This is a genomic window from Mycobacterium sp. 236(2023), from assembly GCF_029623955.1.
In the GTDB taxonomy this organism is placed as follows: Bacteria; Actinomycetota; Actinomycetes; order Mycobacteriales; family Mycobacteriaceae; genus Mycobacterium.
Genome location: NZ_JARSBP010000007.1, coordinates 1 through 12863 on the forward strand (window position 1 = coordinate 1; position 12863 = coordinate 12863).

The 12863-nt window shown below is 62.9% G+C and carries 12 protein-coding genes and 1 pseudogene; 5 read left to right on the forward strand and 8 right to left on the reverse strand.

The window, feature by feature from the left end; genetic code table 11:
- Both P9A17_RS25055 and P9A17_RS25060 read left to right on the forward strand, forming a co-directional pair.
- A pseudogene (locus tag P9A17_RS25055) lies at positions 1–143 on the forward strand (pyridoxal 5'-phosphate synthase lyase subunit PdxS); the annotation flags it as partial.
- Positions 144–516: 373 nt separating this feature from the next.
- Positions 517–1284, forward strand: a complete 768-nt coding sequence (locus P9A17_RS25060; protein WP_278041460.1) for an enoyl-CoA hydratase — start codon at positions 517–519, stop codon at positions 1282–1284.
- Between the two features lie 29 nt (positions 1285–1313).
- On the opposite strand, the gene P9A17_RS25065 is transcribed toward P9A17_RS25060, so the two are convergent.
- Both P9A17_RS25065 and P9A17_RS25070 read right to left on the reverse strand, forming a co-directional pair.
- Entirely contained in the window at positions 1314–2231 is a 918-nt protein-coding gene (locus P9A17_RS25065) for a TIM barrel protein (RefSeq protein WP_278041461.1), read from the reverse strand.
- A 270-nt stretch (positions 2232–2501) separates the two neighbouring features.
- Positions 2502–3359, reverse strand: coding sequence for a DUF2637 domain-containing protein (locus tag P9A17_RS25070; RefSeq protein WP_278041462.1), 858 nt, complete (start codon positions 3357–3359; stop codon positions 2502–2504).
- A gap of 578 nt (positions 3360–3937) precedes the next feature.
- Between P9A17_RS25070 and P9A17_RS25075 the strand changes: the two genes are divergently transcribed.
- From P9A17_RS25075 to P9A17_RS25085, 3 genes are read left to right on the forward strand one after another with little or no spacing between them, the layout of a single operon-like run.
- Positions 3938–4195, forward strand: a complete 258-nt coding sequence (locus tag P9A17_RS25075) for a hypothetical protein (protein ID WP_278041463.1) — start codon at positions 3938–3940, stop codon at positions 4193–4195.
- Positions 4192–4938 (forward strand): hypothetical protein, encoded by a 747-nt coding sequence (locus P9A17_RS25080; protein ID WP_278041464.1) that lies wholly within the window; start codon positions 4192–4194, stop codon positions 4936–4938. The genes P9A17_RS25075 and P9A17_RS25080 overlap by 4 nt, the downstream gene beginning before the upstream one ends.
- A gap of 41 nt (positions 4939–4979) precedes the next feature.
- Positions 4980–5915, forward strand: a complete 936-nt coding sequence (locus P9A17_RS25085) for a hypothetical protein (RefSeq protein ID WP_278041465.1) — start codon at positions 4980–4982, stop codon at positions 5913–5915.
- Between the two features lie 94 nt (positions 5916–6009).
- Here the strand turns inward: P9A17_RS25085 and P9A17_RS25090 are convergent, their stop codons facing one another.
- From P9A17_RS25090 to P9A17_RS25115, 6 genes are all read right to left on the reverse strand, one after another.
- Positions 6010–7122 carry an NDMA-dependent alcohol dehydrogenase gene (locus P9A17_RS25090; RefSeq protein ID WP_278041466.1) on the reverse strand — a complete coding sequence of 371 codons (1113 nt, stop codon included), beginning with the start codon at positions 7120–7122 and terminating at the stop codon, positions 6010–6012.
- A gap of 102 nt (positions 7123–7224) precedes the next feature.
- Positions 7225–8076 (reverse strand): NAD(P)-dependent oxidoreductase, encoded by an 852-nt coding sequence (locus tag P9A17_RS25095; RefSeq protein ID WP_278041467.1) that lies wholly within the window; start codon positions 8074–8076, stop codon positions 7225–7227.
- A 7-nt stretch (positions 8077–8083) separates the two neighbouring features.
- A complete protein-coding gene (locus P9A17_RS25100) occupies positions 8084–9325 on the reverse strand; it encodes a cytochrome P450 (protein WP_278041468.1) in 1242 nt (413 codons plus the stop codon).
- Positions 9326–9389: 64 nt separating this feature from the next.
- Positions 9390–10673, reverse strand: coding sequence for an amidohydrolase family protein (locus P9A17_RS25105; RefSeq protein WP_278041469.1), 1284 nt, complete (start codon positions 10671–10673; stop codon positions 9390–9392).
- A gap of 146 nt (positions 10674–10819) precedes the next feature.
- On the reverse strand, positions 10820–11881 hold the full coding sequence (locus tag P9A17_RS25110; protein ID WP_278041470.1) for an NAD(P)-dependent oxidoreductase: 1062 nt from the start codon (positions 11879–11881) through the stop codon (positions 10820–10822).
- A 63-nt stretch (positions 11882–11944) separates the two neighbouring features.
- Entirely contained in the window at positions 11945–12823 is an 879-nt protein-coding gene (locus tag P9A17_RS25115) for a mycofactocin-coupled SDR family oxidoreductase (RefSeq protein WP_278041471.1), read from the reverse strand.
- Positions 12824–12863 lie beyond the last annotated feature (40 nt).

Sequence of the window (12863 nt, forward strand, 5' to 3'; positions counted from 1 at the left end):
GCGCCGCGATCGTGAAGGCGACCACGTTCTACGACGACCCCGATGTGCTGGCCAAGGTGTCGCGCGGTCTGGGCGAGGCGATGGTCGGCATCAACGTCGACGACATCCCGGTCCCGCACCGCCTCGCAGCACGCGGCTGGTAAGCCTTGACGTGTGCTGGGTCGAATCGAGTGGATGCCGCCTCCCGGGGGAGAGGTTCCCAGACGAGGGCACGCCGATGAGCGACCGTCTCGAGCTCATCGCCGGCATCGGGGAAGTGTCCGTAGGTCCTGCGACTGCACAGCTGCGTGCCACGCATGGGAGGGCCGGAGCGGCAGCTGTGTCCGTCGGCAACTGCGACCAGGCCGCCTTCACCGACAGCACCCTGAGGACGACTTCCTCGGGCGCAGCATTCGGACATGAGACCTGCGGAGCGACCGAGAACGTCACGAGTCCTTGGGCACGCCACAGCGCGACACGGGTCGAATATAACCGTTTACAGTTCAACCCTCGGCCGCCGGAATTGAGGCACTCGCAATGACCGTTGAGACCACGCTCAGCCATACAGGCACCGTGCTCACCGTCCGGTTCAACCGGCCCGAGCAACGCAATGCGATGACCTTCAGCATGTACCGGCAACTGGAGGATGCCTGTCGACGAGCCAACGCCGACAACAACATTCGCCTTGTCGTCCTACGCGGAACCGGAGGCCGAGCCTTCGTCGCAGGTACCGACATCGGACAGTTCGAGAATTTCGACGCACACCGTGGCGTCGACTACGAGAGGCGGATTGACGCCGCCATCCGGACGTTGCTTGCCGTTGACGTCCCTGTCGTTGCGCTGATCGAGGGCTTTTGCGTCGGAGCAGGTCTGCTGATAGCGCTCGCATCCGACCTTCGCCTCGCCACGACAGACGCCTCGTTCGGCTTTCCCATCGCCCGCACACTCGGCAACACTGTCTCAGTACAAAGCTTGGCGCTTACGACACGCCAGCTTGGTCACGCCCGCACCGTCGACATGCTCATGACGTCGCGACTGCTCGGGGCGCAGGAGCTCCGTGCCGCGGGATTCCTCAGCAGCGTCGCCGACGAGATCGATGACGCAGCCGAGCGGCTCGTTGAACGACTCCTAGCGAACGCACCGCTGACGATGTGGTCGGTCAAGGAGACACTGCGCCGAATCACGGCATCCGTCCAAGGCGTCGACGCCGACGATGTGATCGCCAAAGTGTACGGCTCAACCGATTTCGCCATCGGGGCGGCGGCATTTCACGGAAAGGCGACACCACGCTGGACCGGTGCGTGAGTATCAGATCAAGGACCTACTGGAGCCGATCAAGCGCGCTGCGATCGGGGTATCCACCAGAATGGGTCTCCGACCTGTCCCTTGTAGGCCAAAGCGATCTGTCCCTCGTAGCCCGACTGCGCAAGCCGTGCGGCAAATCTAGCTACATCAGGGATATTGCAGCCGAGGGCGGGAAGCTCCGGCATTCGGGTGATGCGCACGTGCCCCACGCGATCAGCCCGCGCGGCAACGAGATTCACCACGTCCTCGCAGGAGACGGCGCGATGGTCGACATTGGCCGACACGAGCACATTGTCAACATCAAACTCGGCGCGGACACGGTCGACGAGGGCGATGGCCGACATGGTCGCATCCCAGGACTGTGCCCCGTCCAGAGGGTCAACGACGATGTCGGCATTGATGTGCGCCATGACCTGCGCAGCGTAGCCGATGTTCGCGGCAACCACGCTCAACGTGTCGCCAACGTGGGTCTCGTCGTGAAATCGGTACGCCGCCGTGAATGTTGTCGTCCCGAGCGCACTTCCGATGCCGAAAGCGATATCGCAACTTGCCCGATACAGCCGGCACAGTGACGGGTCCTCCCACAACGAACGGGCAGCCGTGCGAGTGGTGAGATCGATGGCGGTCAACGAGACATCTGCGACATCGACGGCCGCTAGCAGCGTGCTGAACTCGGCGTCAGTCGGGAGCGCACCGCGAAACGGCCAGTAGAACTCAACCGCGCCAAAGCCTGCCGCCCTGGCTCGTCGTGGTCGAAGCGCCACGTCCTCGTCGGCAAACAGCGCCGAGCAGTTGACGCTGAAGTCCGCCATCGCCCCCAACAACCCTTCTATTTCGCATATCAAAATAGTTATTCCACATAGAGAGACTACAGGAGTGTGCGCCTCTGAGGACGACAGGCTTTGCGCCGGGCGATTCCGCCGCTGACCGACTTCATCGACGCTCATCCGCGCAATTGTTAGCGCTGGCAGGAAGCGCACGGCCGTACGGGGTGAACGCTGCGATAGCCCTCGCGTCGTCCTGAAAGTGTTTGTCCACCAGCGCCATGTCGGGGTCCAGTCGGCGCCTTCCTCGGGCAGGTTGAGGGCGCCGCCACCACGCGCCGCGACCGCTGCGGTAGACAGACGCTTAGTCGCGCGGCGCGATGCTATGACCAGGATCCGACAGTCTGTGATGCTCTGACCGACACCGTCGAACCCCGTGGCGAGGCAACGGGGTCAGGTATCAGCGCCTCGGGAATCAGCGGCCGACAGGATGCGCGCCACGGTGCTGTGGTGCACGCGGTGGGTACGCCCGATGGTGCTCGGCGGCATCCCGGCTTCGCGCTGGGCCAGGATGGCGGCCACGACCTCGGTGTCCTTGGCGGTGATGCCCTCGCGTACAAGGGATTCGGCAATGGGCGACCAGCGTCGCACTGCGGCCTCGTCGATGTCTGGTACGTCGGGTGGATCGTCGGTGCTCTCGGTGCTCTCGGTGCTCTCGGTGCTCTCGGTGCCCGGCTCGCTGCCCGCCGCACTGGGCATGTCCGGCGCCGCCGTGCGCGATCTATCGCCGTCGTCGGAAGGCCCTGTTTCGTCGGTGATCTCGGCACAGGCATCTGTGACCTGATCGTCTCCGCTGGCCGCGAGCACTCCCGCACCTGACACCCGCCGGCTCAGCGACAGCAGGCATAACGTCGCCTGCGCGATCGCGACGTCGATCGCACACGGCCACAGCCAGGCAATCGAGGTCGGAAGGCCCAGGCTGACGGCCAGCGAGCGCAGCGCGTCGAACGACAACACGAAGGCACACGCGGCCAGCGCCAGTGTCATAGTCAGCGCCGCCCAGTAGATGGCTCCGCCGACCTGGACGCGCACCAGCGCGGACACCGAATGCGTTGCGGCCAGCAGCACCACCGGCGGAACCAGTGCCGCCCCGGCGGCAAGCCACGCGGTGGCGGCGGGGGCGTGCAGCAGCGCGTGGGCGATATTGCCGATCACCGACATCGCCGTCGCGATGACCAGCCAGCACCAGAAGAACCGGACGGCGCTGCGCTGTTCGACAGTTCCGTGGTCGAGCGGGGCGGTGAGAGCCATGGTCCTTCCCGGTCAGCCAATTCACGGCGCCTCAGGGGCACCATCATCAGCCTAAGGAGGACCCGCAGCCGCGATGTGCAGGATTTTGGAGGTACGCGCCTCAGCTTGCCACCATTGCGCCGCCGCGCTGACCGACTACAGCCGCCCATGACTGGTGCGCCGACCACCCCGCAACCTCCTTTACGGTGGATTTGCTGAGGAATGGGGTGGCCGCACTTTGAGGGTGAGGGTGCCACGGGTAGACCGTGGCGGCGGTCCGCGCTGGGGAACCGATGGGGGTTCGTGGTGAGTGTGTCGTTGGCCGAGCTGAATCGCGTCGATCCGGACGCAATCGATGCGGTGTTCAAGGCCGCCACCGACCGTGCCGCCGGCGTCCGCAACGCCGCCGGCGCTATCGGCGACATCGTCACCGCCACTCCCTGGGAGGGCAGAGCCCGCGACGCGGCGCTGGAGGCCACCGGTCGCATCCAGCTCGACCTAACACCCATGCCATCGAATGCGACGCGATCGCTAAGGCCGCCGAACTCGCCGAAACGGAGTTCCGCGACATCAAGGCGGAGTGGACCCCGGTGCAACGCATGGCCGACAAATGGGGCATCAGCATCAACGTCGAGACCGGCGAACTGTCCTACATGCCGGTGGAGCCGCGTCTGCAACGCAAAATGGAGGAACGCGTCGACATCATCGAAGCCGAGATCCAGAACCTGCTGCTGCGCGCCGGCGCCGCCGACGACGGCCCTGGCCGGCGCGATCCGCGTCGCGACCGGCCTGGAGACCGCCGAACAGCTGGGCGACCGGCCCGAGGTCCCGATGGACGAAGAGGCCGGCAACGGTGACGCCCAGGACCTGCTCGACGGTCAACTCAGCCCCGAAGCGTGGGCGCGTCTGCAGTCCGGCCACCACGCTGACCGAAGATCAGCGCAACGCACTGCTGCGCGGCGACACCGCCCAAATCCCGGTCGAACAGCTGGAATACCTGGCGGCACTGTCGAATTCGTTGGACGGGCAGAGTGCCAGCGAGCTCACCGGCCTGCTCGGCCAGCTGTCGCCGGAGCAGGGGCAGGCACTGTCGGGGGCGGTTGCGTTGGCGTCCAACCCGCATGTGGCGGCCGGGCCGGCGGCGCCGGGCAGGCCGGACGGGCCGCAGCGCGGCGATGCCGCCCACATTCCGCAAGCCTTCCAGCAGGTCCTCAACGGTCCGGTGCTCAACGAGCACTGGAGCCAACCCGCGATGCCCGGAACCCCGCAGCCACCCGGCGGACCGCAACTGCCGCAACCGATTTCGGCGCCCACTGTGGCGCCGGGGCTCGACGACCTGGCCACGTTCGTCGGCGCCGCCGACCCGACCCTGCAGACCGGGTCGACCATCAGCGATGGCCTGATGGACAAGTCGCGTGAGCTGCTCGACGTCTCGGAGAAGGTCACGATGCCCGTCTACCCCGACGGCCATATGCAGGACCGGCCGCAGTGGTATCACGACCGGGTCGACTCCACGTTGCAGCACATGCTGTCGGTGGCCGGACGCGACTCCATCTCGTTGCAAGACGCGGTGACCGGCCGGGTGCCGACGACTTCCTGAGCGACCTCAACCGCCACCAGTGGGCCGACGACGGTGTCGCGGTGAACGACATGTTCGAGACGGTCAGCAGCAACGCTCTGATCCAGAACGCCAACGATGCCACCGACGTAGCGCTCGCGACGCGCTCCGGGGAGACCGCACACGCTTTCGCTAACTATTGGGCCAACAACTGGGACACCCTCAAAGACATCGACGGCAACAGCGGCATCGGTCAGGTGAACTCGCACCTGACGCGCAGCATGGCCCACATGCTCGACCCCTACATCGGCGACATGGTCGGACGATCGACAAACCTGACCGCAGGCTTCGAGGCGCTCGACAGCCAAGCCGAACTGGCCAAATTTAACAACCAGCACACCCGCCAGCTGTTCGCGCTGATGAACACCGACGATGAAGCCGCGCAGTTTTTCAACACCGAAGCGATGAAAGACATGCTGTTCCTGCAGGATCGGGCCACCGACAGTCTGGCCCGCGATCCCAGCGGCGCGTGCTACTCGGATATGCAGGCGATGGGTCAGCTCCAAGGTGTCATCGATGCCGCCAACGAGGTGGAGTTCACCGAGCGGCGCACCGACGGCAACGCCGACGCACAGAACGCCTTCGACCGCCGCAACAAATGGATTGACTGGATCAGCCAGGATGCGGGCCATCTACCTGTCGTCGGCAGTTACACCGGGGATGCCACCTTCCTGCTCAGGCGGCTTTTCGAGCCGCCCGTGCCCCAAAGCACCACGCAGGCGCCCGCGCCGGCCGACATGAATTACGCCCACTATTACATGGTGGACAACTTCGCCCGCCAACAGCTGGGCGACCTGTCCAAGATCGACATCTTCCGGCCTGGTGGCGAATTCATGTCCTACGATCAGGCGCTCAATGATGTTGGCGCTAGCGGGATCACGGATAACGTCGGCCAGTACATCGATTCGATCAACAAGACCGGCCGCGACGCCGACAAGTACGGGCGAGCCCGTAGCTGACCCCTGTGGACCATCAATTCAGGCGGCCGATGCGTAGCATTTCGTTAACAAGTTTGTGTCGAGCGGCGGACAAGGCGCCGGTATCACGCCTGAATCAGTGATCGTGCACGATAACGCCACGGATGTTGTGCCCGTCCCTCATATCTGCGTACGCCTCGTTGATTTCGGCGAGTTTATATTCTTGGGTGACAGTCTCATCGAGGAGTAGCTTGCCCTCCCGGTAGAGTGACAGAAGCCGGGGGATGTCGGCGCGTGGATTCGCTTCTCCGTACAAGCTGCCAAGTAGGCGCTTCTGAAACAGCGTGAACATCGTCAGCCCCAACGTGGGTGTGGTGTCCGCCAAGTCAGCCATCGCCGTCATGACTACCGCACCGCCCTTGCGGACCATGTTGGCCGCGTCTTCGAGTGTGGAGCCCTTGAGCTGGCCCATAGTGAGGATCACGGAATCAGCCATTACGCCTCGGGTGAGATCGCCGACTAGAGCGGTGGCCTCAGGTAAGGCCGTGCTGAAGTGGGTGGCGCCGAACTGAAATGCTTTCTTCCGCTTGGCTTCTACTGGCTCGATGACGACGATCTTCTCCGCGCCCGCTAGCTTGGCGCCCTGGACCGCTCCGCTGCCAATACCGCCCATGCCGACGACCACGACGACGTCGCCCGGTCGCACATTGGCTGTATTGACCGCAGATCCCCATCCCGTCGTCACGCCGCATCCCAGTAAACACGCGCGTGACAGCGGAACGTCGTCGTCGATCTTGACGACCGACGCCTCGGGCACGGTGCCGTACTGGGCGAAAGTTCCGACGAGCGCCATCACACCGATGTCCTGACCACGGGCACGTCGCCGATAGGTGCCATCTAGTTGAGTGCCGGTCATGATCATCGCGCCAAGGTCGCACAGATTCTGCTGGCCAGTGGAGCAGAATCGACAGCGGCCGCACGCGGGAAGGAACGAGGCCACCACATGATCACCGGGCGCTAGGCCGATGACGCCGGACCCGACTTCACGCACGATGCCGGCCCCCTCATGGCCGCCGATGAGTGGAAGCGGAGCGGGCAGATCGCCAGCACGGATGTGCTCGTCGGAATGACACAGACCGGTCGCCTCCCACGAAACGAGTACCTCGCCGGCGCGCGGCGGGTCGAGCTCCACTTCCTCGACACTCCAGTCAGAGCCGTATTCCCACAAGATGGCAGCAGTCATGTTCACCGCTTCAGTCTAGAAATATCTAGCTCTTTTGATCAACTAATCCGCCTGCTTGGTAGTGATCGGTTGTCATCCATGCGCTGGTCTCGTGGCGACCCGGCTCGCTCAATTCGCTTCGTATCCGGGCGGATTAGCGGAGTCGACCCACATGTCGACGCGCAGCGCGGTTCCAGCGCAGTAGTTGTACTTGTCGAGGTCGGTCGCCCCGGCCTGGATAAGCACATCCTCGCAAAGCAGGCTCATACCCGTGAAGTGTGCGGCCGGTCTAGCGAAGACTGCGTAGGCGGCGTCTGCGCAGATTTCGGGCCTGCGGGATTGGCGCAATGGACCCTCTCCTCGCAGGTTGCGGATTGCAGCGGTCGCCACGGAAGTCCTTGGCCACAACGTGTTGGATGCGATGGCGTCACTACGGAGCTCCTCCGCAAGTCCTAACGCACACAGGCTCATTCCGAACTTGGCCATCATGTAGCCCGTGGGACTCAGCCACCGTGATTCCAATCTGATCGGTGGCGACATGGTGAGGATGTGTGGGTTGTCGCGGCCCCGCATATGTGGAATGCACGCTCGTGACACCGCGTAGGTGCCACGTACCTGGATACCATTCATCAGGTCGAACCTCTTCATCGAGAGTTCGCCCACTGGCGAGGTATCCAGCGCAGAGGCGTTGTTCACACATAGGTCGATGCCGCCGAACTGCTGCACAGTGGCCGCCACCGCGCCATCGACGGCATCAGCGTCTCTGACATCGCCGACAATCGGCAGTGCATGCCCTCCGGCCGCCTCGATGGCTCTGGCCGCCGTGAAGATGGTTCCGGGTAGCTTCGGGTGCGGCTCAGCAGTTTTCGCTATGAGTGCGACGTTTGCGCCGTCTGCAGCTACACGTTGGGCGATCGCCAGTCCGATACCGCGACTGCCACCCGAGATGAAAAGAGTCTTACCTGCCAGCGGCGCAACCATCGGCGGTCTAGTCCCACACGACGTCGAGCCGCGGCGGGGATCGGAACATGACGCCGGCGACGTAGGGTGGCGCGGCGTCGGGGTCCAGCCGGAGTCCCGGAAGCTCATCGAAGAGTGCGTTGAAGATCTTGATGCTCTCCAGACGAGCGAGATGCATCCCGAGACAGACGTGAGCGCCATGCCCAAACCCGATGTGCGGCTTGCGTGCTCGGAAGATGTTGAACGAATCGGCGTCTTCCCAGCGGCTTTCATCTCTGTTGGCGCTTCCGAGGTTCATCCACATCTCCGATCCCTTCGGGATCTCCACGCCAGCCAGTTCGGTGTCAGTACTCACCTCACGGACGAAGTTCAGCAGCGGAGTTTCCCACCGGATGCCTTCCTCGATCGCCTGAGGCAGAAGACTGCGATCAGCACGCACTGCATTGAATTGATCCGGGTGAGTCAGCAGCGCCATCGCCAAGGTTGCGGTCGACCGGGATGTAGTCTCCGCACCCGCGGGCAGCAGATTCCGCATGAAACCATAGATCTGTTCGTCAGACATTCTGACGCCGTCAATCTCGGCCTGAGACAAAATGGTGACCATGTCGTCCTGAGGCGACTTGCGACGGTCGGCCAGTACTCCGACGAAGTACTCTTTCATCTCCGTCGACGCCTTCATCGCGGTGGCCATGTCTCCGCGGAAACCGAGTAGATCAATTGCAAGGCGATGGAATTCTCCGATATCGGATTGAGGGAGGCCCAGTAAGGCCGCGATGACGCGCACGGGTATGGGCATGAAGACAGCATCGACGAGATCGGCGCGTTTGGCATCTTTGAAATTGGCAATCGTGCTGTCGACAAGCGGCCCGACCAGTTCTGCGTCCCAACGCTTCATCGACGACCGAGCGAACGCGAACTCATGCAGCTTGCGATACAGCGCGTGCTCGGGGTCCTGCATCTCCAGAATCGTGGGTCCTTGAAGCGGGCGGACCATGTCTTCATAGATCCTGGTACTGAAGGTCACGTTGTCAGTGAACACCGCCTTTACCGCATCAAACGAGTAGGAGGTGAAGGTCTTCTTGCCGTTCTTCGCAACGGCCGGCACGCCCATCTCCACCCAGCCGCCGTGGACGCCGCCCTTGGCGCGCAACTCCTTCAGCAGCGGGTATGGCGAGGCGTCACCGTCGGCGCCCATGCCCGTGTTGAATCTCTCCTGGGCTTCGCGGATACGTTGTTCGACGTCATCCTCGGCCACCGACGGCTCCACCATTCGCTCTACCTCTCACGTCACTGAGAATGCTGAACATTGCACAACCGTTGTGTGCAGCGACAGCTCAGGAGTTGCCCCGCGTGGCCTCGCTCAACACGTTGGAGGAACGCCCTCCGGCCTCGTGTTTGGAGAGCGCCTGTATGGAGACGTCATGTCCTTCAGCAGCTTTGCGCAGCGCGCCAACAGTGGCTTGCTCTTTGGTGATGTGAGTGAAGGGGTCCCAGTGGTACCACCGCATGGCGTTCTCGTATGTCATCTTGTTGATTTCGACATCAGGCACGTGGTGCTGCTTGAGTACCTCGTCGAGTTGCTCGGGCGCGTTCGGCCACATCGAGTCACTGTGCGGGTAGTCGGCCTCCCAGCAGATGTTGTCAATGCCCACGTCGTTCCGAAGCTGCACCCCTACATGATCAGAAATGAAGCAGGTCAAGAAGTGCTCGCGGAAGATCTCGCTGGGCAGCTTCCCCTTGAAGTCCTGCCCTGTCCAACCGGAATGCATCTCGAAGGTGCGATCCGCGCGCTCTAGGAAGTAGGGAATCCAACCGGTGCCGCCCTCTGACAACGCAATCTTCAGATCTGGGTACTCCTTGATGGGTCGGGACCACAGGAGGTCCGCAGCGGCTTGCACGATATTCATCGGCTGGAGCGTAATCATCACGTCCATCGGTGCGTCGTCGGCAGTGATGGCCAGTCGTCCCGATGATCCGATGTGTACGTTGACTACAGTGTCGGTGTCGACCGCGGCATCCCACATCGGCTTCCAGTAGTCGAAATCGTGGAAGCTCGGATAGCCAAGAGCTGCAGGGTTTTCCGTGAAGGTCAATGAGTGCACGCCGCGCGCGGCGTTGCGCCGGATCTCCTTGGCGCATGCCACCGGGTCCCAGATGACCGGCAGCGTCATCGGGATAAATCGTGCCGGATAGGCCCCGCACCACTCCTCCACATGCCAATCGTTGTAGGCCTGCACCAGAGCCAGCGAAAATTCGTGATCCTCGGTCGCGAACAGCCGTCCTGCAAAGCCGGGGAACGACGGGAAACACATCGAACCCAGGATCCCGCCGGCGTTCATGTCCTTGACTCGCTCGTCGACCTGCCAACACCCCGGCCGGATCTCATCGAGTCCTTGAGGTTCGAGGCCGTATTCCTCCTTCGGACGACCAGCCACGGCATTTAGCGCCACATTCGGGATCACGACATCGCGGAACTGCCAAGTATCCGAACCGTCCTCGTTGTGCACCAGCCGTGGTGCCTCATCAAGGTACTTCTTTGCCAGGTGATTCTTGAACATGTCCGGCGGCTCGACGATGTGGTCGTCGACGCTGACGAGGACCATGTCGTCCTTATTCATGACGTGCCCCATTCCGATCTTCGAAGTCTGCAGTTATTTATCTAGAGGTTTTGTCTACTGTTGAGGTTACCGTACAGCACCCGGCGAGCGTGAGGCTTCTACAGCATCCGCATTGCGCCGCACTACCGCTCCGTGCCGTAGCGCGGTCAGTCAGGCGACGGATCCCCCCACTTGTCGCGCACCGCACTCCAAGGATCCGCGCACCGCAGCCCCTTGCCGTAGTACGCCGACATTCGTGTGAGAACCAGCCGTGACGCCGGGGCGACGACGCGCAGAAGCACCCGCTTCCACCCGGAGTTGGAAGCGATCTCCGCCATCATGGCGGGCCAGGAGTTTCGTTGGAAACCGAGCGCTTCCTGAGCCGGGGTGGTGTCCATCCAGTCGGTGGTGAACCAGGCCGAATCGTCGTCAGGATCACCCGCTAAACCGACGGGCACGCCGTTCACGAGGCCCATTGCCGCGGCCATCGCCGAACCGACATCGCCCTGCAATAGCCTGTTGGTTTCGTCGGGGCCGCCGATGAGCAAGGTCTGGCCACCGACGTCGGCGGTACAGGCGGACACGAATGCTCTGGCCACGTCGCGGACGTCGACCGTCTGCACCCTTCCGTCCTCCGGCAGTAGCCGTTCGAGGTACATATTGTCCAAGTTCGACTGCGCCCCCGGATCGGTTGACACAACCCCGCCGAGCCGCAGAATCACCCACTCAAGTAGCGCATTACGCACCAGCGTCTCCGCCTCGACCTTGTGTCCGCCGTAGAGGTCTGTCGGGTTTACAGGCGTAGTCGTGGTGAGCACCTCAGCAGTGCGGTGCGGATTGCGTGCGCCGTAGACCGCGACACTAGACGCCATGATGAAACGTGGTGGCTCGGGGAGCTTTTCGGCGACTCGCAGCAATGTCGCCACGCCGCCGACGTTCACGTTGCGGGCGACATCGCGGCGGGCGTAGATCAGCGGCGGGATGACGGCGGCGAGGTGGATAACCGCGCGCGGCGCCACCTGCCGTAGCAGAGTTTCGACAGCGACCGGATCGACCAGGTTCGCGAATCGCACATCGACGATCTCACTGAAGGACGCCGCGACCTTCCGCGTTGCCGGCGTTTGCAGGTCGGTTGCCACCACGTGTCTGTTCTGCTCGGCGAGCATTCTGACGGTGGCGGCACCGACAAGTCCACAAGCGCCCGTTACCAAGACGGAGTCAGTTGGCATCAGCGGTTCATCCCTCCAAAACTCCGAGTTACCAAAGGCATAAAGACAAGAGCCCGGGATCGATCAAGCCGCAGGTCCGTTCGGGAACTTGATCATCGCCCCTGCGTCGACCCGAATCTGCTGGCCGGTGACATACCGCGATTCATCGCTGGCGAGATATACGCCGAGGTGTGCAATGTCCTCGGGCTCAACATATGGGATTGGCATCGCCTGGAAGTAACTGAACGCCGGCTCGGCGTCCTCACGCGCGATCGGTTTCCTGGCCTTCCTCAGGTCCGGTCGGAACACCGCATAGATGCCGTCGTTGTGCAGCAGATGAATGTTGACGTTCGTGGGGTGAATGGCATTAACCCGAATCATCCGTGACGAGAGGTGCAGTGCCATCTGCTCCACATAGCTGATCAGGGTGCTCTTGGCCCACGCGTACCCCGCACCGCCGGGTCCCATAAGCGGGTCCGTGGTCGTGCCGGGCATCATGCCCGCAGTCGAGCCCGTCACGATGACCGACCCGCCATCAGCGATATGGGGTAGCGATACTGCGACAGTGTTCAGGACCCCTACCAGGTCGACATCTGTGGCATCGACGAAGTCCGACGCCTGGGGATTGCCCATCGCCATGGGCAGGATCCCTGCATTGGCGACAACCACGTCAAGGTGCCCTAGCTCCGCTACGCCGGCGTCGAGGGCCTCTCGTAATTCTGGCCTTTCACGGACATCCGCTTTGTGCGTTATGCACCGACGTCCGTATTTCTCGACCAGTCGGCATGTCTCTTCGAGGTCATCGCTGGTCGCCAACGGATACTTATTCGACTCGATCTGGTCACAGATGTCGACAGCAATGATGTCGGCACCCTCGCGCGCCATCTCGACAGCGTGCGCGCGTCCCTGACCACGCGCCGCGCCGGTAACAAATACAACCTTGCCGTTGAGACGACTTCCCATGGCTCCTCGAAGCTTTCGCAGCTGACACGGACTCGGCGAC